General features: G+C 60.6%; 32 protein-coding genes. All 32 read left to right on the top strand.

The genetic code is table 11. The features are described from left to right. The 32 genes from HU739_RS11815 (at position 1) to HU739_RS11660 (ending at position 26,983) form a co-directional block, all read left to right on the top strand. Positions 1 to 333: a phage baseplate protein gene (locus HU739_RS11815; RefSeq protein WP_186550230.1), complete on the top strand. Its 333-nt coding sequence runs from the start codon at positions 1 to 3 to the stop codon at positions 331 to 333. Beyond that, positions 330 to 1,325, top strand: coding sequence for a baseplate J/gp47 family protein (locus HU739_RS11810; RefSeq protein WP_186550232.1), 996 nt, complete (start codon positions 330 to 332; stop codon positions 1,323 to 1,325). Before HU739_RS11815 ends, HU739_RS11810 begins: the two co-directional genes overlap by 4 nt. Further along, on the top strand, positions 1,322 to 1,957 hold the full coding sequence (locus HU739_RS11805) for a phage tail protein I (RefSeq protein ID WP_186550234.1): 636 nt from the start codon (positions 1,322 to 1,324) through the stop codon (positions 1,955 to 1,957). The genes HU739_RS11810 and HU739_RS11805 overlap by 4 nt, the downstream gene beginning before the upstream one ends. Further along, positions 1,958 to 3,889 (top strand): phage tail-collar fiber domain-containing protein, encoded by a 1,932-nt coding sequence (locus tag HU739_RS11800; protein WP_186550236.1) that lies wholly within the window; start codon positions 1,958 to 1,960, stop codon positions 3,887 to 3,889. Between the two features lie 24 nt (positions 3,890 to 3,913). Then, the gene (locus HU739_RS11795; RefSeq protein ID WP_186550238.1) at positions 3,914 to 4,459 is read left to right on the top strand and encodes a DUF4376 domain-containing protein; all 546 of its coding nucleotides are present in this window, start codon (positions 3,914 to 3,916) and stop codon (positions 4,457 to 4,459) included. Positions 4,460 to 4,561: 102 nt separating this feature from the next. Continuing rightward, a complete protein-coding gene (locus HU739_RS11790) occupies positions 4,562 to 4,747 on the top strand; it encodes a hypothetical protein (protein WP_186550240.1) in 186 nt (61 codons plus the stop codon). 2 nt (positions 4,748 to 4,749) lie between these two features. Next, the gene (locus HU739_RS11785; protein ID WP_090282035.1) at positions 4,750 to 5,916 is read left to right on the top strand and encodes a phage tail sheath protein; all 1,167 of its coding nucleotides are present in this window, start codon (positions 4,750 to 4,752) and stop codon (positions 5,914 to 5,916) included. Beyond that, positions 5,916 to 6,422 (top strand): phage major tail tube protein, encoded by a 507-nt coding sequence (locus tag HU739_RS11780; protein WP_186550242.1) that lies wholly within the window; start codon positions 5,916 to 5,918, stop codon positions 6,420 to 6,422. Before HU739_RS11785 ends, HU739_RS11780 begins: the two co-directional genes overlap by 1 nt. A gap of 148 nt (positions 6,423 to 6,570) precedes the next feature. Then, a complete protein-coding gene (locus HU739_RS11775) occupies positions 6,571 to 7,152 on the top strand; it encodes a phage tail assembly protein (protein ID WP_186550244.1) in 582 nt (193 codons plus the stop codon). Between the two features lie 128 nt (positions 7,153 to 7,280). Next, positions 7,281 to 9,674, top strand: coding sequence for a phage tail tape measure protein (locus HU739_RS11770; protein ID WP_186550246.1), 2,394 nt, complete (start codon positions 7,281 to 7,283; stop codon positions 9,672 to 9,674). After that, positions 9,671 to 10,054 (top strand): phage tail protein, encoded by a 384-nt coding sequence (locus HU739_RS11765; RefSeq protein WP_186550248.1) that lies wholly within the window; start codon positions 9,671 to 9,673, stop codon positions 10,052 to 10,054. The genes HU739_RS11770 and HU739_RS11765 overlap by 4 nt, the downstream gene beginning before the upstream one ends. Further along, positions 10,047 to 10,259 carry a tail protein X gene (locus HU739_RS11760; protein WP_186550250.1) on the top strand — a complete coding sequence of 71 codons (213 nt, stop codon included), beginning with the start codon at positions 10,047 to 10,049 and terminating at the stop codon, positions 10,257 to 10,259. Before HU739_RS11765 ends, HU739_RS11760 begins: the two co-directional genes overlap by 8 nt. Positions 10,260 to 10,268: 9 nt before the next feature. After that, entirely contained in the window at positions 10,269 to 11,291 is a 1,023-nt protein-coding gene (locus HU739_RS11755) for a phage late control D family protein (protein WP_186550252.1), read from the top strand. Positions 11,292 to 11,436: 145 nt separating this feature from the next. Then, entirely contained in the window at positions 11,437 to 12,021 is a 585-nt protein-coding gene (locus tag HU739_RS11750) for a phage tail terminator protein (RefSeq protein ID WP_186550255.1), read from the top strand. Next, positions 12,018 to 12,200, top strand: a complete 183-nt coding sequence (locus HU739_RS11745) for a DUF2635 domain-containing protein (protein ID WP_186550257.1) — start codon at positions 12,018 to 12,020, stop codon at positions 12,198 to 12,200. Before HU739_RS11750 ends, HU739_RS11745 begins: the two co-directional genes overlap by 4 nt. Then, positions 12,200 to 13,696, top strand: coding sequence for a phage tail sheath subtilisin-like domain-containing protein (locus HU739_RS11740; protein ID WP_186550259.1), 1,497 nt, complete (start codon positions 12,200 to 12,202; stop codon positions 13,694 to 13,696). The genes HU739_RS11745 and HU739_RS11740 overlap by 1 nt, the downstream gene beginning before the upstream one ends. Positions 13,697 to 13,764: 68 nt before the next feature. After that, complete coding sequence (locus HU739_RS11735) at positions 13,765 to 14,112, top strand: phage tail tube protein (protein WP_007908779.1); 348 nt, start codon at positions 13,765 to 13,767, stop codon at positions 14,110 to 14,112. Next, positions 14,109 to 14,405: a phage tail assembly protein gene (locus HU739_RS11730; protein WP_007908778.1), complete on the top strand. Its 297-nt coding sequence runs from the start codon at positions 14,109 to 14,111 to the stop codon at positions 14,403 to 14,405. Before HU739_RS11735 ends, HU739_RS11730 begins: the two co-directional genes overlap by 4 nt. Before the next feature lie 130 nt (positions 14,406 to 14,535). Continuing rightward, positions 14,536 to 16,311, top strand: coding sequence for a phage tail tape measure protein (locus HU739_RS11725; protein ID WP_186550261.1), 1,776 nt, complete (start codon positions 14,536 to 14,538; stop codon positions 16,309 to 16,311). After that, entirely contained in the window at positions 16,298 to 17,536 is a 1,239-nt protein-coding gene (locus tag HU739_RS11720; protein ID WP_186550263.1) for a DNA circularization protein, read from the top strand. The genes HU739_RS11725 and HU739_RS11720 overlap by 14 nt, the downstream gene beginning before the upstream one ends. Before the next feature lie 3 nt (positions 17,537 to 17,539). Beyond that, positions 17,540 to 18,583, top strand: a complete 1,044-nt coding sequence (locus tag HU739_RS11715; RefSeq protein ID WP_186550265.1) for a phage baseplate assembly protein — start codon at positions 17,540 to 17,542, stop codon at positions 18,581 to 18,583. A gap of 143 nt (positions 18,584 to 18,726) precedes the next feature. Further along, on the top strand, positions 18,727 to 19,236 hold the full coding sequence (locus HU739_RS11710; RefSeq protein ID WP_041478093.1) for a phage baseplate assembly protein V: 510 nt from the start codon (positions 18,727 to 18,729) through the stop codon (positions 19,234 to 19,236). Continuing rightward, positions 19,236 to 19,634, top strand: a complete 399-nt coding sequence (locus tag HU739_RS11705) for a phage GP46 family protein (RefSeq protein ID WP_102355692.1) — start codon at positions 19,236 to 19,238, stop codon at positions 19,632 to 19,634. Before HU739_RS11710 ends, HU739_RS11705 begins: the two co-directional genes overlap by 1 nt. Further along, positions 19,624 to 20,670 carry a baseplate J/gp47 family protein gene (locus HU739_RS11700; RefSeq protein ID WP_186550267.1) on the top strand — a complete coding sequence of 349 codons (1,047 nt, stop codon included), beginning with the start codon at positions 19,624 to 19,626 and terminating at the stop codon, positions 20,668 to 20,670. Before HU739_RS11705 ends, HU739_RS11700 begins: the two co-directional genes overlap by 11 nt. After that, positions 20,658 to 21,257, top strand: a complete 600-nt coding sequence (locus tag HU739_RS11695) for a YmfQ family protein (protein ID WP_186550269.1) — start codon at positions 20,658 to 20,660, stop codon at positions 21,255 to 21,257. Before HU739_RS11700 ends, HU739_RS11695 begins: the two co-directional genes overlap by 13 nt. 14 nt (positions 21,258 to 21,271) lie before the next feature. Then, positions 21,272 to 22,423, top strand: coding sequence for a phage tail protein (locus HU739_RS11690; protein ID WP_186550271.1), 1,152 nt, complete (start codon positions 21,272 to 21,274; stop codon positions 22,421 to 22,423). Next, entirely contained in the window at positions 22,420 to 22,935 is a 516-nt protein-coding gene (locus tag HU739_RS11685) for a phage tail protein (RefSeq protein ID WP_186550273.1), read from the top strand. The genes HU739_RS11690 and HU739_RS11685 overlap by 4 nt, the downstream gene beginning before the upstream one ends. 133 nt (positions 22,936 to 23,068) lie before the next feature. Continuing rightward, complete coding sequence (locus tag HU739_RS11680) at positions 23,069 to 24,106, top strand: phage tail protein (RefSeq protein ID WP_186550276.1); 1,038 nt, start codon at positions 23,069 to 23,071, stop codon at positions 24,104 to 24,106. 41 nt (positions 24,107 to 24,147) lie between these two features. Then, positions 24,148 to 24,732: a tail fiber assembly protein gene (locus tag HU739_RS11675; protein WP_186550278.1), complete on the top strand. Its 585-nt coding sequence runs from the start codon at positions 24,148 to 24,150 to the stop codon at positions 24,730 to 24,732. An 83-nt stretch (positions 24,733 to 24,815) separates the two neighbouring features. Then, a complete protein-coding gene (locus tag HU739_RS11670; RefSeq protein WP_186550280.1) occupies positions 24,816 to 25,739 on the top strand; it encodes a hypothetical protein in 924 nt (307 codons plus the stop codon). Beyond that, positions 25,739 to 26,206, top strand: coding sequence for a phage tail assembly chaperone (locus HU739_RS11665; RefSeq protein ID WP_186550282.1), 468 nt, complete (start codon positions 25,739 to 25,741; stop codon positions 26,204 to 26,206). The genes HU739_RS11670 and HU739_RS11665 overlap by 1 nt, the downstream gene beginning before the upstream one ends. Positions 26,207 to 26,242: 36 nt before the next feature. Beyond that, positions 26,243 to 26,983: a gp53-like domain-containing protein gene (locus HU739_RS11660; protein ID WP_186550284.1), complete on the top strand. Its 741-nt coding sequence runs from the start codon at positions 26,243 to 26,245 to the stop codon at positions 26,981 to 26,983.

The following is a 26,983-nucleotide window of genomic DNA, read 5'->3' as shown; positions in this document are numbered from 1 at the left end:
ATGATCGGAATCGATAGAGACAGCGGGGCCACGGTCGACGACTGGCTGCAGTTTGTGCAGCGCGCGACCCGAGCCCTGACCACACCGCTGGGCACCCGGCAAAAACGGCCTTTATATGGTTCGCTGATCCCCACGCTGCTGGGGCAGAACCTCGGCGATGACGTCCTGCTGCTGGCGCAGAGTCACGCAGCGCAAGCGTTCTACAACGCACAAAACGGCATCGGCGATTTTCAACCGCAAGTGATCGTCGCCAGCCGCCAGGGCGCCGGTCTGCTCCTGCGTTTCGCCGGCACCTGGAAAAACCGCCAACAAACCTTCGAGGTCGTGACATGAGCATGTTGATTCCCGGCCAGAACCAATTGGCTGAACCGGCGCTGATCAAGGTCGATGCCTTCGAAGAGCTGCTCGCCGAATTCAAGGCCTTCGTCGTCGAGTACGTCGCGGTACGCTCGCCGGACAGTGCCGCGAAACTCAAGACCAGCCTGGAAAACGAAAGCGAACTGCTGACCCTTGCACTGGAAGCGTTCTGCGTGCGGCTGCAAACCCACGAGCGCAAATACAACGCGCGCATCAAGCAGATGCTGGCTTGGTGGGCGACCGGCAGCAATCTGGATGCACGGCTGGCGGACATGGGCCTGGAGCGACAATTACTCGATCCCGGCGACCCGGCAGCCTTCCCGCCAGTGCCCGCCATTTATGAAAGTGACGACGATGCCCGTCTGCGTTATTACCTGGCGCCCCATGCACCGGCCGCCGGCTCGCGCATGCAATATCGCCGCGAGGTGTTCACCCTCGGTGAGCGGCCAACGGTGAAGGTTGAGTCCAGCGATGCCGGTGTGGTGAATGTCACCTACACCTTCAACCCGGACGGCCTCGCTGCGCAAGTCAAGGATGGCAACGGGCGCCGCACGGCGCCGGGCGAAGTTCAGGTCACAGTGCTTGCCCGCGAAGGCGATGGCACACCTTCCGAAGCACTGCTGGAGGGCGTGCGCCAACACTTCGCTCGACCCGACGTGCGCCCTGAGACCGACCTCGTCACCGTCAAGGCCGCTGACATTCAACGCTACAAAATCCGCGTCGTCGCGAAGATCAATTCGGGTCCCGATTCGGGCCTGACGCAAGTCGCTGCGCAAGCGCAATTGCAGGCCTACGCCGACAGTTGCCATCGCCTCGAAGGCCGGGTCGATCCGAGCTGGATCGACTACACACTGCACAGCGCCGGCGCCGTGCAACTCCAAATTATCGAACCGCTGGCGCCGATCATCACCAATGCCTTTCAGGCACCGTACTGCACAGCGGTCGAAGTCGAGGTGCTGACCCTATGAGTGAAAAAACTCAGCGGCCAACCTTGCTGCCGGCCAACAGCTCGCCACTCGAGCGCGCTCTGGATCTGGGATTCGGCGCCTTGCTTGACCGCATCGCACCGCCATTCCCCGAACTGATGAACCCCAGCGAAACGCCGGTCGCCTTTCTGCCGTATCTGGCCGCCGATCGTGGCGTCGCCGAATGGAGCACAGACGCACCGGAAGCGGAAAAACGCCTGACCGTCGAGCTGGCCTGGCCCACTGCACGCCAGGCCGGCACCTGCACAGCGCTGGAGAACGCTGCCAAAGGCTTGCAACTGCGCCCGGAAATCCGCGCCTGGTACGAACAGACACCCCCCGGCGCGCCGTACAGCTTTTCAGTGCGCGCCTTCAGCGAACAACCCTACAGCGAAGCCATCGATGCCCGTCTCGACCGACGCCTGGCCGATGCGAAAAGCGAACGGGACGTGCTGTCGGTTTCGGTCGGCCTTAGCGCGTTCGGCAATCACGTCATCGCTGCCGCGACGTTCTGCGGCGAACTGACCACGGTTTATCCGGTGTTCATCGAAGGGCTTGAAGCCTCAGGTGAAGCGTTCATGGCGGCGGCGCTGTACACCGTCGAAACATCCACTATTTATCCTCAGGGGGCCTGAATGGCTGACTACTACACCCTGCTCACCAACGCAGGGATTGCCTACGAAACGGCATGCAAGGCCGCGGGCGTGCCGATCAAGCTGACACAGATTTCCGTCGGAGACGGCGGCGAGGGCGGGGTCTACAACCCGGCCGCAACCGCCACCGCGCTGAAACGCGAAGTCTGGCGCGGACCGCTCAATGCACTGTTCCAGGACGAGAAAAATCCGAGCTGGCTGCTCGCCGAAGTCACCATCCCGCCGGACGTCGGCGGTTGGTACGTGCGTGAAGCCGGGCTGTGGACCGACACCGGCATCCTCTACGCCATCGTCAAATACCCGGAGTCGTTCAAACCGGTGTTGGCCAGCTCCGGTTCGGGTAAAGAGTTCTACATTCGCTCGATCTTCGAGACCAGCAATGCGTCCTTGGTGACGTTGTCGATCGATGACACCGTGGTCAAAGCCACGCGTGCCTGGGTCATGAGTTATCTGGCCGAAGAACTCGGCAAACTTGATGGCAAGCAATCGGTGCGCGTTGCGGCAACGGGCAACGTCCCGTTGAAGGGGGCGCAGCAGATTGATGGCGTCGCGGTGGTGGCCGGTGACCGCGTGTTGCTGCCGGGTCAGACGTTAGCAAAAGACAACGGTCTGTGGATCGTCGCCAATGGTGACTGGCTGCGGGCGACCGATGCCAACTCCAGCGCCAAGGTCACACCGGGCCTGACGGTCATGGTCGAGGAGGGCACGGCGAACGGAGATTCGCTGTGGCACCTGACCACGAATGCGCCGATCACCCTCGGCACGACCGCGCTGACGTTCAAGATGCTCGCAGGGCGCACCGGGATTGCTGCCGGGACTTACAAAAGCCTGACCGTTGATGAATATGGCCGCGCTACGGCCGGGGCCAATCCTGAGACGCTGGCCGGGTTTGGTATCAAGGATTCGTATACCAAGGCTGAAGTTGAAGCGCTGATTGCCAAGGCTTCGGCGCTACCGGTGGGATCGATCGTGGCGTTCCCGGTAGAGGCGCCACCGCCGGGTTTTCTGGAGCTGGATAACAGCGTCAAGAGCAGCGCGACTTACCCGGACTTGAGCGCTTATCTAGGTGACAAGTTCAACAAGGGTGATGAGGGGGTTGGAAATTTCCGGCTGCCTGAAGCGCGTGGGGAGTTTTTGCGGGGTTGGGATCATGGGCGTGGGGTTGATACCGGACGAGCAATTGGCAGTTGGCAAACCGATACCTTAAAGACGCACAGTCATTATCTTCCAACGGGCTCCGGAGGCGGGCAGTCCGTTGATCCAAACGGAGAAATTCCATCCGTTGTGTTGAAGGATACGACGGCGGATTGGGCGTTGCGCTCCACATTCGGGGGGGATAACGCCGAGCTGCCAATTGGTAGCGTCAGAACTTATAACCTTGGCTCTGCTACGGAAACCCGCCCCCGCAACATCGCCGTCATGTGGTGCATCAAAGCCTGGAATGCTGCGGTCAATCAGGGAAACATCGATATAGCCGCGTTGGCTGTAATCGCGGAGCAAGCGACTGAACTGAATCAAGGGACGGCAAAGATCGCCACCCAGGCCCAGACTGAGTCTGGCACTGATGACAAAACTGTCGTCACTCCCAAAAAAATGCGCTGGGGATTTTCAATTGGCATTTCCGAGAACCTGGGCAGCAGCTACGTCGTATTTCCAACGTGGCTCGGAGGTTTGATCATCCAGTGGGGGATGACCAACGCAATCGCATCCGGGGCGAATTATCTGCAGGCTTTTCCCGTAGCGTTTCCGCTGTATGTGCCAGCAGTATTCACAACGTATCCCAACGCGGCAGTGGATGCGCCGACGGGCTCGACCTATATCGGGCAGGTCCGGGCTCAAAGTAAGGCCAACGTGACCATTCGCAACATTGGGCCTACTCCGGCGCAATTCTATTTTCTGGCGATAGGCCGTTGAAGCAAAAACAGTCGAGGGGCAACTATGAAGTTTGCAACATTTAATGAGACCGGTGAGTTGACCGGGCGTTATGACTCGGCCCTGCACTCAGTCATTCCTGAGGAAGCGATCGAACTGAGCGATGAACTTTTCCTGGCGACCAGAACCGATCAAACCGGCGCTTGGAAATGGGTGGATGGGCAAGTCGTCAAAGTACCGTTTGCCGTAGCGGAGCCGAATTATCCCGAACTGTTCGCGGCAACTCGGTTTCTGCATGAAACGCGTGGTATCGCCGTAGAGGGATTGAAAGTCGAAACAACACGCGACAGTCAGGCATTGATTGCCAGCACCTGTCTTTCGGCCGTTATCGATCCTGAATATGCCTGCAATTTCAAAACGCTCAACGGTTTCGTGGAATTACGCGCGATTCAGATTCTCTCGATTGCCAAGGCAGTCCGCGCGCATGTGCAGGCCTGTTTCGATAAAGAGCTGGATCTCCTCAGATCGCTAGAGGCTGGCACCTACACCGACGACATGCTTGGTGAGGGTTGGCCAGATTCACTCTCAACCGTGTTTACAGACCCGTACTGATCGCCCCGTATCGCCGGGGCTTTTTTCGGCATGCATAAAGTACCTACAACCCGCCAAAGCCCCTCCCTCTGAGGGGCTTTCCCGTTTATGGAGAAACGAAAAATGGCAACCCGCCAAACCTACACCGTGCTCGTCCCATTCCCCACCGGCGGTGGGCACTGGTCGAGCGTCGGTCAAGAACTTGATCTGCTCGACGTCGAGGCCAGCGCCTTGCACAGCGCTGGTCGACTTGCACTGAAAACCCCCATCACCCAGGCCAAAAAGGCCGTTGCCAAGAAGGCTGACTGAACATGGCTGAGGTTCTTAACTTCGAGCACAACGGCATTACCGTCAATGCCACCGAATCCCCCGAGGCCATGGGTGGCCTGGGTGACAACGTCATTGGTCTGGTCGGCACCGCGCCGAACGCCGATCCGCTGATTCCGCGCAACGCGCCGTTTCGCATCAACAGCTTTACCACCCACGCGCTGCTCGATCCGAGCGGGGCGGAGGAGGGCACGCTGTACCACGCGGTTTACCAGATCCTCAAAGTAGTCAAGGTGCCGGTGTACGTGGTCATCGTCGAAGCGGGCGCGACTCCGGCTGACACCGTCAATGCGGTGATTGGCGGCGTCGAGCCGGCGACCGGTCGCAAGCTCGGTCTGGCCGCACTGGGCAGCGTCCCGGAAGACCTGACGATCATCGGCGCGCCGGGCTTTACCGGCAGCAAAGCGGTGGCCGGTGAATTCGCCTCGTTCGGCAAGCGCATCAAGGCCCGTGTGGTGCTGGACGGCAAGGACGTTTCGGTGGCCGATCAGGTGCTGTACAGCCAGGAACTCGGCGGCGCCGAGCTTGGTTTCGACCGTTGCCTGGTGGTGCACAACATGCCAGCGGTGTACTCGAAAGCGGCGAAGAAAAACGTCTTCCTTGCACCGTCCAGTCTGGCGATTGCCGCGCTGGCCAAGGTCAAGCAATGGGAAAGCCCGGGCAACCAGGTGACCTTCGCCGAAGATGTTTCGCGGGTCGTCGAATACAACATCCTCGACACCTCTACCGAAGGCGATCTGCTCAACCGCTACGGCGTCAGCTACTACGCCCGCACCGTGCTCGGTGGCTTCTCGCTGCTGGGTAACCGCTCGATCACCGGCAAGTTCATCAGCTACGTCGGCCTCGAAGATGCGATCAGCCGCAAGCTGGTGAAGGCTGGTCAGAAAGCCATGGCCAAGAACCTGACCAAGTCGTTCATGGATCAGGAGGTCAAGCGCATCAACGACTGGCTGCAAACCCTGGTCGCCGACGAAACCATCCCAGGCGGCAGCGTGTATCTGCACCCGGAACTCAACAGCGTCGAGAAATACAAGAACGGCACCTGGTACGTGGTCATCGACTACGGCCGCTACGCGCCGAACGAACACATGGTTTATCAACTCAACGCCCGCGATGAAATCATCGAGCAGTTCCTGGAGGACGTTCTCTAATGTTTACCAACCGCGTAAGACAGGCCATCGCGGCCACCCTGCAAGGCCTGCCGTTGTCGGCGACCGTTGAGGAATTCACTCCGCCGAAAATCGAATTCGAGATGGAGAACATGACGGGTGGCCGTTTCATCATCGAAGAAATGGCCAAGAGTGCCAAAGCTTTGGGCGCCACACTCAAGCTGCAAGGCATGGGCGCCGAAGTCATGCTCGCGCTGGGTGTGAAGCTGGGCGACGACATCCTGCTGAACGTGCGTGAGGCCGGTCAGGATCAGGACGGCAACACCTGGTTTACCTACCACACCGTTGGCGGCAAGCTGAAATCGCTGGCTGAAGACGCCGTGAAAATGGGCGGCAAAGCCATCACCACGCTTGAGCTGTCCTGCCGCACCTACAACCGTCTGGAAAACGGCGTGCCGGTGATCGACATCGACGTGCGCACGCAAAAGTTCGTGCTCAACGGCGTCGACATCCTCGGTGATGCACGGCGTGCGGTGTTGATGCCGTAAGCCGATCACCACAAAACCCCTGTAGGAGTGAGCCTGCTCGCGATGGCGTCAGAGCAGTCGAATCATCGTTGCCTGACACACCGCTATCGCGAGCAGGCGAAGGCCTACAAAGGGATTGCGATAGCCACAATCACCAAGGAATTCATTCATGTCGTGGATGCCACCCAAACACGAACTGCTGTCGCCGATCACCGGCGACGACGGTTCGCAGATCGAAACGATCCAGCTCAAACCGCTGTTCTACGCTGCACAAAAGGACGCACTGGAACGCGCCGGCGACGATGAAGACGATCAGTTTTTTGAACTGGCGCTGCTCGCCACAGGGCTGTCGGTCAAGGAACTCGACCAGCTCAAGCGCCCTGACTACGTGAGCATTGCGCAGTACGTTCACGAGATGTCGACCCGGCCGAGTTCGTTCTTTCTCGAGCAGGTCGAAGACGCTGAAAAGTCCGCCGACCCCGATCACGTTCAACTGCTGCAACCGCTCGCCATCACCGGCCGTACCGTGAGTTCGCTGAGCCTGGAAATGCCCGTGCTGCGCGCCACCAAAGTGATGAAGAAACTGAAAACGGCCAACGAACGCGCCGAGTTCATCACCGCCCATTGCACCGGCCTGATGATCCCTGATCTGGCCCAGTTGACCGTCCCCGACTGGACGCAGTTGCAGGTGCGCATCGACGATTTTTTAAACCAGCCGGCGGCCTACTTTCGGAACGCGACATCGAAGTAATCCTCGATATCGTCCCGCTCATTTACCCGGTAAGTGAGGCGGAAATTCTGGAATGGGACGCCGAAAAGGCGTTGCGCCGCTACGACATAGCGATCACTCGCCTTGGCGCGAAACAGGAGTAGAGCGGCATGGCAGAGAGTCAATATGCGCTCAGGCTGACCGACATCAATGGCAGCACCATGTTCATCGACACGGGCCTGGACAGTGGGCAACCGGCAAGCGAAACGCTCGCCAAACCGCTGGCAGAGTTGAAACTGGCAATCGTGAATGTGGGTCAAGACATCCGGCTGCTGATCAAGGAGCAGATCAAGCTTCGGGAGGTGCTGGCCGCACAGCAGTCGCTTTCAAAGGGCAGTGCACCGGCATCCGCGGCCGCGAGCGAACCGACTTCCAAGCCAAAGGCAGAGATGGAGCAACGGCCGCTTCCCGGTTTTCTCCAGTCTTCCGCGGCGCTGCAATCGGCCATGGCGCAACTGCGGCAAATCCCGGGTATTGGTAGCGACCTCAAGGGCATGGAGCAGGCCAATCTCGAGTTGGCCGCTGAAAAATCGGTAGCGGCCAGTGGGGCCACTGTTGTCGATCTGGCAAACGTTGAATATGCCGCAGCAAGGTCCGGTGTGGCGGCCAATCTCACCGGTGATGCGAAACAACAGGCACTGCTGGACTTCGGTCGTGACGCGGCAGTCAACGCGACGGCCTTCGGAATTGGGCTCAAAGACGCAGGAGAGATGCTGGCGGCCTGGCGCACCTCGCTGAAACTGGACCGTGAGCGAAGCCGCAATCTGGCTGACGCGACCAGTCATCTGGGCAAAAACTCCCTCAAAGCCACGGCGGCCGATATCGGCTCGGTGCTGCAAAACTCCAGTGAGGCCGGCATCACGGCAGGCATTGCTCCCGAACACCTGGCGGCCCTTGCGGCAGCGTTGCTCAATGCCGATGCGGATAAGAACGCCGCCGGCAACTCGGTCAACACCATCAGTGCAGCGCTGGCCAAAGGCGCCAAGGGATCCGCCGCCGAGCGTGCTGCCTGGAAGTCACTCGGATTGCAGCCAGACACCCTTACTGACGACGTGCCGCAAGCCCTGGCCACGGCGCTGCAAGCGCTGAAGAAAAAACCGGCCAGTCAGCAATCAGCGTTGCTCAAAACCTTGTTCAACGGTGACGAGGGCGTGCGCAAACTGCTGGAAAAACCGGAGGAGGTCGAAAAGTCATTTTCGATGATCACCGCCACAAAACCTGTCGATAGCCAGTCAGCACTGCTGAAGTCGCTGTCCTATGGCAGGGAAGGCGTGCGGTCGCTGATGAACGTGTCGGGCGACACGCAGGCGGCACCTTCACCGTTGCCTCTTCAAGGGCCGACCCACAGCCTCGAGCCGCAATACAAAGGTTCGGTGCAACGCTCGGCGAGTGAGGCGCAGGACACCACTCAATCGAGTGGGAACGCCTTGAACGCCAGTCTCAATCGTTTGGCGATAGCCGTGGCGCCGAATGCCGGCGCGAGCATGGACTTCATCACCGATAAGATTAATGGTGTGGCCGAGGTGGCCGAAGCCAACCCTAAAACGGCTTCGGTTCTGGCGGCGGCAGCGGCCGGGCTTAGCGCAATTGTTGCACTCTTGCTGGCAAAAGCTGCCGATAACTTCAGTGGCATGGTGCTCAAGAGTGCGGCGGCCAGGCTACCCGCAGGCCTTGGCAAATGGATTGCCGATTTGTCCAAGGCCGAACCGGCTGACGGATCGAATGATGAGTCGCAAAAGGGCTCTCCAACCAAGGTAAAGTCTGCAGGCCAGGGGTCTCGTGTAGCAGGTACAAAGCCGCGGACTGGCCGTAAGGGCCGTGGCCGAGGCGCTGCCACGCGCGGCAATGACCTCACCCGTGCGCCTGAAGTCGCGTCTCCCTTGCTGCCTGGCAGTGGATCGATGCCCGGCGGCCTGATGTCATTCAGCGGCTCATCGGGTTTGCGTCCGCCAGTTGCGGCTCCGTTGTCCGGGTCGTATGCCAAGGCTGGTTCATTGCTCGCCAAAAGAGCGCCACCTCTGCGCTTGCTCAGTGCCGGTTATGAATTGGTGAACGGCGTCATGCAGGGCGATACCCGCGCAGTGGTTTCCTCGGGTGCATCGTTGGCCGGATCGTCGGCTGGCGCCGCCGTCGGTGCAGCGCTGGGCACTTTGATCCTGCCAGGCGTGGGGACAGCAATTGGTGGCTGGCTGGGAAGCATGGCAGGTGGTGCGATAGGCGAATCACTGGGCGACAAGCTGGGAACGCAAGTCGACCGGCTGCGCTCTCCCGAACAGGTCAGTAAAGAGCTGACGGGAAATCCGGTGTCACCTGCCAGCGAAACCGCCAATCAGCCTGTCACCTTCAATTCCACCATCAATATCAGTGGCCAGGATCTGGCCAGCGCCCAGGCACTCGCCAATCTGGTGGTGCAAACAACGATGGGGCAATTGGGCCAGATCATGCCGTCCAACCTCCTCGCTACCCGCCGCGACGCAGCCCTCACCGATGGAGCCGCCACATGAAACAACAAATGGCACTGGGCAGTTTCATCTTCGGCCTGTCGCGCGACTTTGCGTATCACTCGTTTGCGCGCAAATCGGACGGCGGCTGGACCGAAATCCAGATCCTCACCAGCAAACCCAAGTCCAGTCAGACCGGACAGAAACCGCAAACCCTGACCATCACCGGCAAATCGATGTACGCCGTGGCCATGGACCGGCTCGATGAATTGCGCGCCTTGCAGGCGCTGCGCGTGCCGTTGCCGCTGATCGATGGCATCGGGCGCAACTGGGGCTTGTGGCGAATCAGCAATATTTCGGAAACCCAAAGCCAGATCATCGATGACGGCACGGCAATGGTGGTCGATTGGGTCATCGAACTGGCGGAGTTCAACAATGCGTAAGGTACGAAGCGTGGCCGGTGATTCGGTGAATCTGTTGCTCTACCGGGAAACCGGGCGCAGCGATGATGCCGCCGAAGACGCACTGTGGAAGCTCAACCCGACCCTTGCCGAATACGGACCGGTTCTGCCTGCGGGCGTCTGGGTCGTGCTGCCGGAACTGGATGTGAAACCCGCCGTGATCAAAGCGGCATCGGCCTGGGATTAAGGAGGTGGCATGGCACTGGGATTCACGCCGGCAGTAAACATTTACGGGGACAACTCAGCGTTGATCAATCAGCGCCTGATCAGTTGGGAGCACATCGACGCTGCCGGTTTCGAGTCAGATCAACTGACGTTGACCATCGACCTTGAGGGCCTTGAAGGGCTGCCGAGTCTGGGCGGAAAGATCGGCCTGGAAATCGGTTATCGAGAAACCGGAATGGTCGATAAAGGCCTGTTCAAAGTGACGCGCCTGACGCCGACACTGTTTCCGTTTCGCCTGACCCTGGTCGCCACTGCGGCGCCGTTCAGCGCCGCAGACGAGACCGGCTTCAAAGAACGGCGCACTGCCAGTCATGGGCCGACCACACTGGGTGGACTGTTTCGTGGACTGGTCGAGCGGCACGGCTTTTCGCCGCGTGTCGCACCGGAAGTTTCGTTGATCAGGATCGCCCACGTCGACCAGTCCAACGAGACCGACATGGGCTTTCTGACGCGCCTGGCAAAGAAGTACAACGTGGTCGCCAAACCCTACGGCGACGTCTACGTGCTGGCGCGTCCGGGCCAGACCAAATCGCTGTCGGGGCAAGTACTGCCCGACGTGCGTTTGTCGGTCACCCACAACAATCGTCCCGGCGACGCGGCGTTCATCAGCGCCACCCTGGAAGAGTCTGCCCGTGAGCAGGCCAAGGGCTGCAAGACGTGTTTCTGGGATGCGGCGGCCGGGTTGTTGCGCTGGGTCGAAACCGGAATTGCGCCGTTCAAGATCTTGCGCCAGAAGCAGCCCAGCGAAGCCGATGCCATCGCGGTCGGTGAGGGCGAGGTGCGCAAGATGCTGCGCCAGAAGTACAAGGTAAAAATCACCTGTCCGGGCGATCCGCGACTGGCAGCCGAAGGCCTGATATTGCTCGATGACACCTGGCCGGACTTCATGCGTGGGCGCTGGTCGATCGACAAGGTCACCGCCAGTGGCAATCGCGAAAACAGCTATCGCTGCCTGATTGATGCTTCGGGCCTGGATTCGAAGGCATCCCCCTGAGTTCGCCGCAATGCAAATCCCTGTAGGAGTGAGCCTGCTCGCGATAGCGGTGGGTCAGCCATATCGATTTCGGATGTAAACCCGCCATCGCGAGCAGGCTCACTCCTACAGGGCCCTGTGGTCAATTTCAAAATTGGAACACCCCATGAAGATCACCCCGATCCTCACGCAACTGCGTGGGCAATGCCCTGGGCTTGCCAATCATATTTCGGTGGGTGTCGATCTGGCGTTGCTGCAAGGCAACCCGGATCTGCCGACACCCTCGGCCCATGTGCTGCCACTGGCCGACCTGGCCGGTGGCAGCTCCGCTCAAAATCTCATCACCCAACCGATCCGCGAGCGCTTTGAAGTCGTCCTCGTGCTTGACGCAACCGACGCGACAACAGCGCTGGATCTGTTGCACGAGCTGCGCGCCGAGCTGTGGCGCGCATTGGTGGGGTTCAAAGTGGATTCCGACTACAGCGCCATCGTTTATGACGGCGGTGAGCTGGTCTCGATCAACAGCAGCCGCGTCTTCTACCGGCTGGGCTTTTATGCCGAGTTCCAACTTGGCCGCAATCTGCCGAGCCAGCTTGCGGAGAGTTGGCATGAACGCGAACTGGACGGTTTGTCGTCCTTTACCGGGGCCACGGTGCGGGTCGATGCGATCGATCCGGCCGACCCCAACCTGAAACGCCCGGGCCCTGATGGACGGGTGGAAATGACTTTCTCTGGAGACGTAACCCCATGAGCAACCGCATCACCGTACTGCCGGCCGCTGGCCGTGTTGTGCCTGACCCGGAGGCGGGCGATCTGCTGCCCGCCGAGGGCCGTGAAGTGCTGGACAGCGCCTGGTGGCGCCGGCGTCTGGCCGACGGCGATATCACCATTAAAACCGCGAAAGCGGCTAAACCACAGGGAGCCAAATAATGGCGATCGGATTCAGCAACATCCCCGCGGACATTCGTGTACCGCTGTTCTATGCCGAGATGGACAACTCGGCCGCCAATAGCGCGACCTCGGCCATGCGCCGCTTGATCGTCGCCCAGGTCAACGACAACATCGCCCCGAGCGAAGTCGGCAAACTGGTGCTGGTGTCCAGCGTGGCGCTGGCGAAAAGTATCGGCGGCCAAGGCTCGATGCTCGCTTCGATGTACGAGACCTTCCGCAAGGCCGACCCGATCGGCGAGATCTGGTGCCTGCCGCTGCATAACAGCGAAGGTGCGATTGCCAAGGGCGTGTTGACCCTGACCGGCACTGCGACTCAGGCCGGCGTGCTCAATCTGTATGTTGGCGGCGTGCGTGTGCAGGCCACCGTGGTCAACGGTGCCACCGCTGCACAGGCGGCCACCGCCCTGGCGCAGAAAATCAACGCCACCGCCGACCTGCCGGTCAGCGCTGCAGCTGCCGAAGGTGTGGTCACGCTGACGGCCAAATGGACTGGCGACAGCGGCAACGACATCAGCCTGCAATTCAATCGCCTGGGCAAGAGCAACGGCGAAGACACCCCGGCCGGCCTGACCACCGCGATCACCGCCATGACCGGCGGCGCCGGCGTGCCGGATCAGATCGCCGCCGTTGCGGCACTGGGCGATGAGCCGTTCGAATTCATCGCACTGCCATGGTCCGATCTGGCAACCCTGAACACTTGGCAAGCGGTCATGGACGACAGCACCGGTCGCTGGTCGTGGGCCAAGCAATTGTTCGGTCACGTCTACAGTGCCAAGCGCGGCACCGTCGGCACGCTGGTTGCCGCCGGGCAAGCACGCAACGATCAACACATGACCATTCAGGCGCTGGAACCGGGCGTGCCGCAACCGTTCTGGGTCCAGGCCGCCGCACTGGCGGCGCGCACTGCGGTGTTCATCTCCGCCGATGCCAGCCGTCCGACCCAAAGCGGCAGCCTGCCAGGCGTCGATCCGGCACCGGCCAGCGAGCGCTTCACCCTGACCGAGCGTCAGTCGCTGCTCAATTACGGCATTGCCACCGCGTACTACGAAGGCGGTTACGTGCGCATTCAGCGTTCGATCACCACCTACCAGAAGAACGCTTATGGCCAGGCCGACAACTCGTATCTGGACAGCGAAACCATGCACCAGTCGGCGTTCATCGTGCGTCGTCTGCAAAGCGTGATCACCAGCAAATATGGCCGGCACAAACTGGCTTCCGACGGCACCCGTTTCGGCGCCGGTCAACCGATCGTCACGCCGGCGACCATTCGCGGTGAGCTGATCGCGCAGTACGCCAAGCTCGAACTGGAAGGCCACGTCGAAAACGCCGAGCTGTTCGCCGAACACCTGATCGTCGAGCGCGACGTGCAGGACCCGAGCCGCGTGAACGTGCTGTTCCCGCCGGACTACATCAACGGTCTGCGCGTGTTCGCACTGCTCAACCAATTCCGTCTGCAGTACGACGACGCCGCCTGATAGGGCGCGTCTGGCGTTAAGCATTCAGCCCACCTCGCGTGGGCTTTTTATTTGAAGGGAGAAACACCATGGGTCAACTGATTGCAGGCACCTGCTACGTCAAGGTCGACGGCGCGCAACTGACCATCAATGGCGGCTGCGAAGCCCCGCTGATGGCGGTCAAACGCGAAACCGTCGTGCCCGGCTTCTACAAGGAAACCGACATTGCGCCGTCGTTCAAAGTGACCGCGCTGCACACCGCCGACTTCCCGCTGAAGAAGCTGATCGAAGGCACCGACATCACCGTCACCTGCGAATTCAGCAACGGCAAAGTCTACGTGCTGGCCGGTGCGTACCTGGTCGAAGAGCCAGTCTCCAAAGGCGATGACGCCACCATCGAGCTGAAATTCGAAGGCATCAAGGGGACCTGGCAATGAGCGGCGCCGTGAAGCTTCAGGTTGCGATCGAAGCTCACGGCGAGCCCTTGACCGAACTCGTCCTGCGCCGTCCGACGGTGCAGGAAGTGCGAGCGATCAAGGCGCTGCCGTACAAGATCGACAAGAGCGAAGAAGTCAGCCTCGACATGGACGTGGCGGCCAAATACATCGCCGTGTGCGCCGGCATTCCGCCGTCGTCGGTCAACCAGCTGGACCTGGCTGACCTCAACGCGCTGAGCTGGGCCGTTGCGAGTTTTTTCATGAGTGCGGCGTCGGCGCCATCACCGACCTGATCGCAGTCGCCTATGACCTGGCCTGGTTCTGGAAGGTTGACCCCGAACAGATGATGGCCAGGCCACTGGATGTGCTCCGCGAATCGCTGGAGCACGCGCAACGGATCAATGCGATGCAGCAGGTGCAGTGATGGCAGACGAAGAAAGCAAAGTGAAAACGCCGGTGCTGATCACGGGCATCGATGAACTGTCGCCCAAACTCGGCGCCCTGCGAGTAAAGGTCGAGAGCTTCAAGAAAAACCTTGAGCAGACCGGCCTCGGCAAGCTGGACATCAGCGGTCTGTTCAAGGGCGGCAGCGTGATCACGCCGTTTGTCGACGGCCTCAAGTCAGCGGCCGCGTTCCAGGGCAAATTGAACGAGGTCAGCGAGACGGCGAAGACCGTCGACCTGCCCGCCGCGCCAACGGCAGCCACGCAAAACATGAACGTGTTCAGTGCGTCGATGCAAAAGGTCTCGGCGGCCGTCGACGCCGCGCTGGTGCCAGCGGTGGGGGCGTTGGTGGTCGGGCTTGAGCCGATGCTGACGCAGGTCGGCGGCTTGCTTGCCGACAATCCGAAACTGGTCGAGGGCCTGGCGGCCGGTGCCATTGCCTTTTCGGCGATGCAAACCGCGGTGACGGGCGCCACGCAAGTGTTCGACGTGATGAGCATGGTGCTCAAGACCAACCCGATCATGCTGATCGCCATGGGCATTGCCGTGGCCGCCGGTTTGATCGTGGCCAACTGGACGCCGATCAGCGCGTTCTTCACAGGGCTGTGGGAGGGCGTGAAAAATGCCGGTGCGAGTGCGATGGCGACGTTGCGCTCGATACTCGATTGGCGACCGCTGGCGGCACTGGCGGCGCTGTGGGAACCGGTCACGGGGTTTTTCTCGGGGATTTGGGACAAGGTCAAAGCAGTCACCGCGCCGGTGACGGATTTCTTGCAATCGGTGTTTTCCTGGTCTCCGGCCGGAATGATCATTGAAAACTGGGGACCGCTGACCGGCCTGTTCTCGGCAATCTGGGAACTGCTCAAGGCCTTGAGTGTGCCGGTGATGGCGTTCCTCAAAGGTTTGTTCGACTGGACGCCGCTGGGCATGATCATCAGCAACTGGGGCGCAATCAGCGGATTCTTCGCGTCGATCTGGGCCGCGTTGCAACCGGCCGCGCAGGTCATCAAGGACTTTTTCCGCACGTTGTTCGACTTCTCCCCGTTGGGGATGATCGTCAACAACTGGGGCAGCATCGTTAGCTTTTTCGAACCGCTCTGGGCTGCGCTGCAAGCTTCGGCACAGCAGATCAAAAGCTTCTTTCAAGGCCTGTTCGAATGGTCGCCGCTGGAACAGATCGCGCTGTACTGGCAACCGATCGGTGAGGTGTTTTCGGCACTGTGGGGCGTGGTGCAAGCCTTGGCCGCGCCGGTTCTGGAGTTTCTGCACACCATGTTCGAATGGACGCCGTTGGGGCAGATCGTCAAGAACTGGGGACCGATCACCGAGTGGTTTGGCGAGCTATGGCAAAAGCTGCAAACCGTCATCGCGCCGATCAAAGAGTTGTTCGAGGGCGGCTTTGCCGGCTTGATCGCCAAGGTCACCGGCAAGGTTGAAACGCTGACCCAAGCGCAACGCCAGACCAACGCCGAAGGCAAGGGCGAACTGGCGCCAGCATTCTTCGGCGCAGGCCCTCCAGCATCGGCAAACGGTGCGCTGCAGGGTGGTTCGCTGCCACAGAGTTCCGGCGCGCTGATTCAACAAAGCGCAATCAACAACCGCACGCAGCTCGAAGGCGGCCTGACCGTACGCTTCGAAAATGCGCCGGCCGGGTTGCGCACCGATCCCCCACAAACCAATCAACCGGGCCTGGCGCTGTCGTCGCGCATAGGCTATCGCTCGCTGTCGGCAGGAGGTTCCAATGAACTGGCGTGACCGTTTGTTGCCGGCATCCTTTCGCGGTGTCGGTTTCTGGATCGATCAGGCGAAAACCCCGGTCGGTCGCAAAGGTCAGTTGCATGAATACCCGCAACGCGACCTGCCGTTTTTCGAAGACCTCGGCCAGCAGGCCAAGACCCACGATCTGACCGCGTTCATCATCGGCCCTGATTGCCTCGAGCAGCGCGACAAGCTGCTCAAGGCGCTGGAGGCGGGCAGTGGTGAACTGGTGCATCCGTGGCTCGGCCGCCTGCAAGTCAAGGTCGGCGAATGCGACATGACCCACACCCGCGAGGACGGCGGGTTGGTGACGTTTGCCTTGAAGTTTTATCCCCACCAGCCGCTGCCGTTTCCGACCGCGACCGTCAGCACGCAGAAAGTATTGCTGATCAAGGCTGACACCCTGTTGGGTTCGGCGGTGGCGCGTTTCGAGCAGGCGATGACGTTGATCAAAGCGGCGCGAATCGGCATCACCAATCTGCGCAACAGTCTCACCGGCGTCTATGAGGTGATCAAGGAACAGCTCAAACCGCTGATCGAGCAGTACCGGCAAATCACCGAACTGGTCAAAGCCGTGAAAGAGCTGCCCAAGGAAGTGGCGGCGGAGTTCAAGGGCTTGCTCGGCGATATCCAGGAGCTGAAAGCGTTCGCCAGGGAAGGCTACCGTGGCGTGATTGCCGACGTGTCGCAACAACTCGAAGCGATTCGCAAGGCCGATGCACCGAAGATCACCACAGGCAAGGACACCAACGCTGCGGCGCAGGCCATGGCTGACCTGGTGCAGGACACGCTGATTGTCAAAGTGGCGCAGTGGGTTGCATCGATGCCGGTGGCCACCCGTCCGCTGAAACTGCCGTCGACGCCCACAGTCAATCAGCAGGCCCATCAGCAAGTCACCCGCCAGGAAGTCCCGGCCACGGACGATTTGCAGGCGCTGCAAAAGGATTTGGTCGAGGCGCTGCAACGGGCGAAGAACAAGGCCGATCCCGCTCACTATCAAGCCATCAGCGATGTGCAGGATGCCTTGGTTGCGCACCTCAAGGCCGTGGCGTCTTCCGGCGTGCGACTGGTCAGCAAATCGTTTCAGGAAAGCCTGCCGGCGCTGGTGATTGCCTACAAACAGTTTGGTGATGCCACGCGAGTGACCGAAGTCATTCAGCGCAACGGCGCGACCAATCCGTTGTACCTGCCGCAAAGCGACGTCAAGGTGTCCAGGGAGTGAGCCATGAACGAGAGCGATAATCAGGTCACGCTGACGGTCGACGGCATGGAATACGGCGGCTGGAAAAGCGTCGAAATCAGCGCCGATCTGGAGCGTCAGTTCCGCACCTTCAAGCTCGACATCACTTGGCAATGGCCGGGGCAGACGGTGGACAAACCGATCAGGCCCGGCGACCCGTGCGAAGTGAAAATCGGCAAGGATCTGCTGCTCACCGGCTACGTGTTCAAAGCACCGATCCGCTATGACGGGCGGCAGATCAGCCTGACCATCGAAGGCAGTTCCAAGACCCAGGACCTGGTCGATTGCGCAGCCCGCAACCTGCCCAGTCAATGGCAGCAGCAACCGTTGCTGAGCATCGTCCAGGACCTGGCCAGGGAATATGGACTGACGGTGGTCAATGAAATTTCCGAGACCTCGCGGCTGACCAAACACACCATCGTGCCCGGTGAAACGGTGTTTCAATCGATCGATCGTCTGCTCTCGCTGTTGCGGGTGTTTTCCACCGATGACGCGCTAGGCCAACTGGTGCTGGCCAAACCCGGCAGTGGCGGCCGCGCCAGCGATGCGCTGGAACTGGGCAAGAACATTTTGTCGGCCAATGCGCCGATGGACTTCAGCCAGGTGTTCTCCGAATACCGGGTGATCGGCCAGCAGAAGGGTTCGGATGCCAAGAGCGGCGCGGCGGCCAGTGAAGTCGAATCGACGGCGGCGGATCTGAGCTTCAAGCGACGACGCACCACGGTGATCAACGAAGGCACGCAACTGACCTTTGAGTTGGCGCAGCAGCGTGCCCAATGGGAAAGCGCCACGCGGATGGGCCGGGCGCAAACCACTACCTATCAGGTGCAGGGCTGGCGCCAGAGCAACGGGGACTTGTGGCGCCACAACACCCTGGTGCGGGTAAAGGATCCGGTGCTGGGTTTCGATGGCGACATGCTGATTTCCAAAGTCACCTATTCGTTGTCGGCGCAGGGTTCGGTGACCACGTTGCAGGTTGCACCGCCGCATACCTTCGATGCCAATCCAATGCCACCGAAAAAAACCTGAGCCCTACGCCTACCCCTGTAGGAGTGAGCCTGCTCGCGATGCGATTCAACAGACACAGAAGTGTCGACTGCCATGCCGCCATCGCGAGCAGGCTCACTCCTACAGTTGATCGCGTTACGCCCACCTTTTTTGAAGGACACCCCATGAGCCTACTGACACGCCTGCTGGCGCGCGGCACTGTCGTGCTCGCCAACTCGGCTTCGAAACTGCAATCGCTGCAAATGCGCCTCACCGCTGGCGAAGTGAACGACGACCTCGAACACTTCGAACCCTACGGTTTCACCAGCCATCCGCTGGCCGGCGCCGAAGGGGTTGTCACCTTCATCGGCGGCGACCGTTCCCACGCCATCGCCCTGGTCATCGCCGACCGCCGTTATCGCCTGCAAGCACTCGCTGCAGGTGAAGTGGCGATCTACACCGACGAGGGCGACAAGATTCACTTCAAGCGCGGGCGGATCATCGACATCGAAACCGCCACGCTGAACATCCGCGCCAGCAGTGCGGTGAACTTCGACACGCCGGTCATCAACCAGACCGGCAAGATAGTTTCCACGGGCGACCAACTCGCTGGCGGTATCAGCCAGATCAAACACGTGCACGTCGGCGTACAGGCTGGCAACGGCCAGACCGGCGCGCCGGCCGGAGGCCAGTGATGTTCATCAGCCAAAACCTTCACGCCGCGCTGACCCGCGCCGTACTCATCAGTCTGTTCACCTGGCGCCGCGCCGCCGATGACGATGCCCTCGATGACGAGGAGCGTTTCGGCTGGTGGGGCGACACCTTTCCCACGGTCGCCGACGATCGTATCGGCTCGCGGCTGTGGCTGTTGCGCCGGGTCAAGCTGACCCGACAGACGCAAATGGACGCCGAGTTTTACGCCCGCGAAGCCTTGCAGTGGCTGATCGACGACGGCCATTGCAGCGCCATCGACATCATCAGCGAACGCCTCGACGCTCAGCGCCTGAACCTGCGCACGGTCCTGACCCTGGCCGATGGCGAACGCCTGGACATCAACCCCGATAACAGTTGGCAGGTGATCTATGCCGTTTGAAACCCCTTCGCTGCCGGTGCTGATCAAGCGCACCCAAAGCGACCTGGCCGGCGATTCGCTGCGCCAGTCCGATGCGCAAGTGCTCGCCCGTACCCTCGGCGGCGCCGCTTATGGCCTGTACGGTTATCTCGACTGGATTGCCGAGCAGATTCTGCCGGACAAGGCCGATGAATCGACCCTGGAACGCATCGCCGCGCTGCGCTTGAATCAGCCGCGCAAACCCGCGCAAGTGGCCACCGGCAGCGTCAGTTTTACCGCGACACCCGGCGCGGTGCTCGACGTCGACACCTTGCTGCAATCGAACGATGGCCGCACTTATAAAGTGACCAGCGCGCGCACCACGGTCAACGGCAGCAACAGCACCACCATCGCTGCGCTGGAGGCTGGCAGCCTGGGCAACGCCGATGCCGGTCTGACGCTGACGCCGGTGCAACCGATTGCCGGCATCGTCGGCAGCAGTTTCGTGGTGCTGGCGCCGGGTCTGAGTGGTGGCGTGGCGCGCGAAAGCCTGGAGTCGCTGCGCTCGCGGGTCATCCGTTCCTACCGCGTGATTCCTCATGGCGGCGCGGCCAGCGATTACGAGACCTGGGCGCTGGAAGTGCCGGGTGTGACCCGCGCCTGGTGCCGTGGCGGCTTGCTCGGTCCGGGTACGGTGACCGTATTCATCATGCGCGACGACGATCCGCAACCGGTACCCAACGATGAGCAACTGGCCGAGGTTCAGGACTACCTCGAACCGTTGCGCCCCGTCACCGCTGAGGTGCATGTGCAGCGGCCAATCCAGGTGCCGGTGGTTTATCGCTTCAAAAGCGTCAACCCGGACACCACTGCTGTGCGCGCCGCCGTCGAAGCGCAGCTGCGCGACCTGCACAACCGCGAGGCCGACCTCGGGGTGCCGCTGCTGATCAGCCATATCCGCGAAGCGATCAGCAGCGCCGGTGGCGAATACGATCACAGCCTCACCGTACCGGCCGCTGACGTTCCGGCCGGAAAAAGCGAGTTGCTCACCTTTGGAGGCTGCGTATGGGGGGCATAAGAACCGCCGCGCAATATCAGGCGCAGTTACGCGCCTTGCTGCCCAGCGGCCCGGCGTGGGACCCGGAACGTGTCCCTGAGCTGGAAGAAGTGCTGCAAGGCGTCGCCGTCGAACTGGCGCGCCTCGACGCTCGCGCCGCCGACCTGCTCAACGAAATGGACCCGGCCGGCGTCAGCGAACTGGTGCCGGACTGGGAACGCGTCATGGAGCTGCCCGACCCGTGCCTCGGTGCGACGCCGCTGTTCGATGACCGCCGCCTCGCCGTTCGCCGGCGCTTGCTCGCAGTCGGCAGTCAGGCCGTCGGTTACTACCTCGACATCGCCAAAAGCCAGGGCTACCCCAACGCCAGCATCACCGAACACGAAGCCCCGCGCATGGGCCGCGCACGGTTTGGCTCGGCGCACTGGGGCACTTGGGAAGCGCAGTTCATGTGGACGCTCAACACCGGCGGCCGCTTGCTGCTTGGCCGGCGTTACGGCGCGAGCTATTGGGGCGAGCGCTTCGGCGTCAATCCCGGCTCGGCGCTCGAGTGCCTGATCCATCGCAGTGCACCGGCGCATACCAAGGTGCACATCAACTATGACTAGGGAGATGTAAGAGGATGGATTATCCGAAGAGTGTGCCCAGCGCCGGGCTGGTGAATGGCAAGTTTGTCGATGAGAACCCGCTGACCGGGACGCCGGGGTCGTTGATTCCGGCCGACTGGGGCAACGGGGTTACTCAGGAAATCCTCAACGTGATCAAGGCGGCAGACCTGACGCCGGACGAGAAGAAATACGATCAGTTGTTGCAGGCGATCCAGAACGTTTCGGCCAGAGGCTGGAATCTGGATTCGGCCTTGCCGATCGGCGCATTGCCAGCGGCTACGGTCGCCACGTCAGACGGCCGCTTGCCGGTCACCGCGACTGCTTTCGCCACCAGTGGCGGCCGCGTATCGATTCTGGCCGGCGTATTGGTCAGCCTCGGCCAGGAAGTCGTTGCCGGTCAGTTAGGACGTTCACGCACCTTTACGACACAAGCCTGGAGCAGCGCCGATCTGCTGCCCAATTCGGGCTATTTTCTGCGCGCGCAAGTGGTCGCTGGCTCGCTGACTTTTTACATGCAGCGCGGCACGATCTACGACGCTGCGCCGGAAGGCTTGAAGGGCACGATCAACGGTGCCGCGGGCGGCGGTTTCCAGTCGACGCCGCTGGATCTTTGCCTTGCCTGGGTAGTGACCGCCGGGCCGGGCACCACACCGACGGTCCGGCCGATCTACAACCGTAGCCGGTTGTCGTGGACGCAGACCGTCAACGGCAGCGGCGTGGTCTATCTGCCGTTGGACCCGCATGCGCGCGCAGCCCGTCTGGTCGTTGGCAACCCGACGCCGCATCCGACCGGCATTACCTCCGTGACGTTTGCGACACCTGGCTGGCTGGGCGGCAATTACTGCTATCTCAACCCGACTGTGGGCACATCCAGCAATTGGGACGGCTGGGCCGTTCCCGGTGGCGGTGCGCTGATTTTTTCCAGCAATCTGGTCAGCGATACAACGGTTTCGACCTTGACGGCCAGCTTCGACCATAACGAGCTGCGCTCGCTGTGGCAGACGTTTCAAGCCGAACACACCTGGGGCGCGGCCAATGCGGCGAGTGATGAGTTGTTGTTCAGCATGGGCCTCAAAAACCTCGGCCCTAGCGACTACGCCAACGGTATCGCGATCAATTTCGCAGCGGCTGTAAACGTGAATTTCTCCTGGGAGTTGATCCGATGATGATCATTCATGAACTGCATCAATTCGAGGACGGACTGCGCCCGGCACAACCGTCCTCAGGCCATGAGTGGGACGGTGAAAAGTGGCAACTCAGCGCCGGGAGAGTCGCCGAGCTGGAGCTGCAAGAAGCTGAACGCCTCTGCGCCAAAGTCGACGCTGCCGCCGACAACGCTCGCAACGCATTGGCAGGCGATCCGCTCAAAGCGATGGAGTACGCACAGGCTGCCGCAGACGCTCAGGCTTTTCAGGACGCCAGTTACCCGAAAAAAGAAGTGCCGCTTTCCGTTGCCGCATGGGTTGTCAAAGGCCGCACGGCCAAACAGGCGGCGGAGCAGATTCTCGGCAAGGCCGATCAACTGACCGACCATTTGCTGACCCTGCGGACCTTGCGCTTGAAGGCCAAGGCGCAGATTCGTACGCAGGCTGGACAAGGCAATTCGAGTCTCGCCCGTATCGCCGCTGACGAAGCGCTGGCTGCCATTCGCGCATTGACCGTGAGGGTCTGCGACTGAGCGTCGAACGTGTTTTTCTGGAGCAAGCAAAACCCACCTTCTTGCGGGTTTTATTTTTTTCAAGGCATCGCTTTGGACTCGAACGACAGGACGCCGATCAGACGGTTTGTTTGTACTTGCAAGGACTTAAACCATGGATTATCCAAAAAGCGTCCCCAGCGTCGGCCTGCTTGATGGCCGTTTCGTCGATGAGAATCCCGTGGCAGGTACGCCGGGGTCCTTAATACCTGCAGTCTGGGGAAACGCGGTCACCGAAGAAATACTCAGCGTCATCAACGGCGCGGGTCTGACGCCTGCTGAAGGTGACAATCGCCAACTGCTCAAGGCCTTACGAGCGCTATTGGCGCTGGCCAGTCCGATGGCCACGGCAATCACAAATGTCGCGGTTTCCAAAGCGTTGACAGCATCGGAACTCGGCTTGGTGCTGGTCGATGCAACCAATGGCGCAACCACCATCAGCCTTCCGCCAGCGGATGGAAACCTCGGCGTTCGCGACGTGATCGTCCGCCGCCTGGACAACTCTTCCTCGCGGCTGGTCGTGCGTGCTGCCGGCACCGACAAGGTGAGATTTCACACTCATCTTGCTCCGGCAGGTTACCCGTTTCTCGTGCTCATGGGATCCGGGGACTGGTGGCATCTGCGCAGTGACGGGGCCGGTAACTGGTGGCCCATCGGACGTTTCGATAGCACACCTTTAGGCCGCATTGCCTTCGAAACAACCGCACTACTGAGCCCCGGCGGATACGGTCCGCTTAACGGTGCTGTATTCAGTCGTAGCGACTGGCCGTGGCTATGGGATCACGCACAACAGTCCGGTGCCTTGACAAGCGAGGCCGCCAGAGCAGGGGCGGAAGGCGGCTGGACCAGCGGCGACGGTAGCTTGACGTTTCGTGGGCCGGAGGGCCGCGGTGAGTTCATCAGGCTCTGCGACGAAGGCCGAGGTGCAGACCCCGCCCGCTCGCTCGGTAGCTGGCAGATCGACCTGTTCCGTTCTCATCGGCATGAACTCAAGAGCGACATGCTCGGCGTGCCGGTGGTTTCGGCCCCAAGCGGTGCACCTGATGCATTGTTCAATCAAGCCAACTTCAGTCTTGGTTTCACCGAAAACACCGGCGGCGCGGAAACGCGCCCGCGCAATATTGCTTATACCGGCAGAATCAAACTCATCTGACGCCGTTTGCGGCTTCTCCCAACAGCAAAAGGAAGTGAACAATGACTTATTACTACGTCGTGGACGAAACAAACCAGGTACTCACTGGCCCGATCGAATTGCCGGTGACGCCGGGAATAGGAGTTCAGGTTCCCGGTAACGTGATTGAGTTGACGCAATTGTTGCCTGAAGCCGAACCGGGCTATGTATGGGTCTGGCGCGACGGCAAGGCATCGCAATTGATCGACTTGCGAAACCGGTTCGTCTATCGAAAAGACAACGGCACCTATGTTTATTGGACCGAACTGGGCCCGCTACCCGATTACCTTACGGCCAAGGTTCGCCCAAGCACTTATTACTTCTGGAAGGATGATGACTGGGTGCTCGACATCGAAGCCGAGCGGGCAGGCCAGGCGGCGCAGGCCGACGTGGATCGCGACGCTCATCTGCGCGAGGTGGTCATTCGGGTCGCGCCGTTGCAGTACGCCTATGACTTGGGAGAAGCGACGGGCGATCAACTGGCTTTGTTGCAGGCGTGGAAACGTTATGCACTGAACCTGGCCCGGATTGAACAGCAGGTCGGTTACCCGGCGCTCATTGAGTGGCCCACCGCACCGGCAAAAAGTGTTGCCTCACCCACTGTCTGACGTATGACTCATCAATAAAAACCTTACAGGTGGCCTTTGTGCTGCTGGCCTTCGGCTGCCTGTAAAACGTGCAGGGTTCTGATGTGGACTATCCAAAAAACATTCCCGGCGTAGGGCTGGTCAACGGCGGCTTCGTCGATGAAAACCCCGTCGCCGGAACGCCGGGTTCGTTGATTCCCGCTGCGTGGGGCAACAGCGTCACGCAGGAAATTCTCAACGCGATCAAGGCAGCCGGGTTGACGCCTGACGAAAGCAAAACCGATCAACTGGCCAACGCGATCGGTGCCTTGGTCGATTTCACCAAACTGAAAAACACCCCGACGACCTTGGCTGGCTACGGCATCACTGATGCGGTGGGGCGGCTGCTGGCGGTCAGGCAATTTGAAGCGGTCGGGATAACGCTGTACATGCCAAATCCCAGAGCCAAACGCATTCACGTGCGATTGGTCGGCGCGGGTGGTTCTGGCGGCGGCTGTACGCCGGTGCCGGCGGGTAGTCAGATCCTGGGCGGCGGTGGTGGCTCAGGGGGCTATGCGCAAAGCCTGTATGACGTGACGGCGCAAATGTCCGCGGGGGTGCCGATCTCTCTAGGGGCGGGTGGTGCCGTCAGCAACACCACAGGCCTGTCGGGCGGAGGTGCGTCTTTCGGCCCTTACATGAGCGTCTCTGGCGGCGGTGGTGGACAAAGGCTTGCGCTCGTAGTCACGGGCACATCTTCCGGCTTCATCCAGGGTGGCGTTGGAGGAACCGTGTCTGGCGGCAATCTTTGCAGTGCTCGGGGAGTCTCGGGTGGATTCGGCATGAGCAACGCCAATTGGGGCTTGCTCTCCGGCTGCGGAGCCGCCAGTGCATTTGATGGAGGCGGTCCGTTCACGGGCTCGAACACCGTTGGCAGCGCAGGAATCCGCGGTTCTGGAGGCAGTGGTGCTTGCTCGGTCAACGCCTCGGCCTCGGTAGTGAGCGGCGCTGGCGGCAACGCCTTCTGTGAAATCTGGGAGTACGAATAATGGCCATTTATGCACGGGTCGAGAACGGCGTGGTCGTCGAGCAGATCGACACTGGGGAGTACGAGATCGGTCAGCTGTTTGCTCCGTCTTTCGTCGAGGCGATGGTGCGGGTGCCGGATGGCCAGGAGGTCGAGGTCGGCGCGCCGCTCGACACGCTACCGACCGCAGACGAACCATTGCCGGCCCCGCAACACTCAGTGCTCCTCCAAACATCCATCAGTGCAGAACCAGCATCGGCAACACCAGCTCGCGCCTGGCGTCAGGCATCGCTTGTAGCGACCGAATGGCTGGTCACTCGCCATCGTGACGAGCAGGCGCTGGGGCGCGGCACCCACCTCCAGGCCGCGCACTATCTGGAACTGCTCGAATATCGCCAGGCGCTGCGCGACTGGCCCGGTTCGCCAAACTTTCCAGTATTGAGTTCCAGGCCGAAAGTACCGCTTTGGCTTGCAAGCGTTAACGGCTGATGCGGCGGGAAGTAAGTTCAACGAAGGAGATGGAAAATGGATTACCCAAAAAGTTTGCCAAGTGCCGGTTTGGTAAATGGCAGATTTGTCGATGAAGATCCCGTCACAGGCACGCCCGGTTCGCTGATCCCTGCAAGTTGGGGTAACAGCGTAACGCAGGAAATTCTTGAAGTTATCAAAAGTTCAGGCGTGGCGGCGGACGAAGGCGATAACACGCAGCTTCGATCAGCGATCAACGCGTTAATCCTGAAGAAACAAAACGAAAGCCTGGCCGCTCAAGAAGACGCTGAGGCTGGTACGAACGCAGCGAAACTGATGACACCCTTGCGGGTTTTTCAAGCAATAGCCAGGAAGGTTCAGCAAGCGACAGAGGCGTTCGTGGGGACGGCGAAAATTGCCTCTCAGGCCGAGGTCAATGCGGGCACTGCGGATTCATCGATCGTTACCCCTAAAAAACTCAAACTTGGATTTATGGTGCGACTGGGTACTTCTGGTTATGTGGTTTTCCCTTCATGGATGGGCGGAGTCATCATCCAGTGGGTTAACGGCAGTGCCAGTCAGACCGGCAATAACAATAATGGCGAGCTGAATTTATGGCCGCTGGTATTCCCGAATGCATTGTATGTCGCCGTGGCTACTCATGAAGGTACGTCGACAGCAACTTTCCTGACATGGAATGCCGTTTCGACCGTCAGCAGGCAGGTAGGCATCAATGTGCGCTGCCCTGATTACTCCAACTCCACTATCTCTGCGCGCATTATCGGCATAGGGAATTGA

It is taken from the genome of Pseudomonas hamedanensis, assembly GCF_014268595.2.
GTDB lineage: Bacteria > Pseudomonadota > Gammaproteobacteria > Pseudomonadales > Pseudomonadaceae > Aquipseudomonas > Aquipseudomonas hamedanensis.
This window is presented reverse-complemented; position numbering and strand designations above follow the sequence as displayed.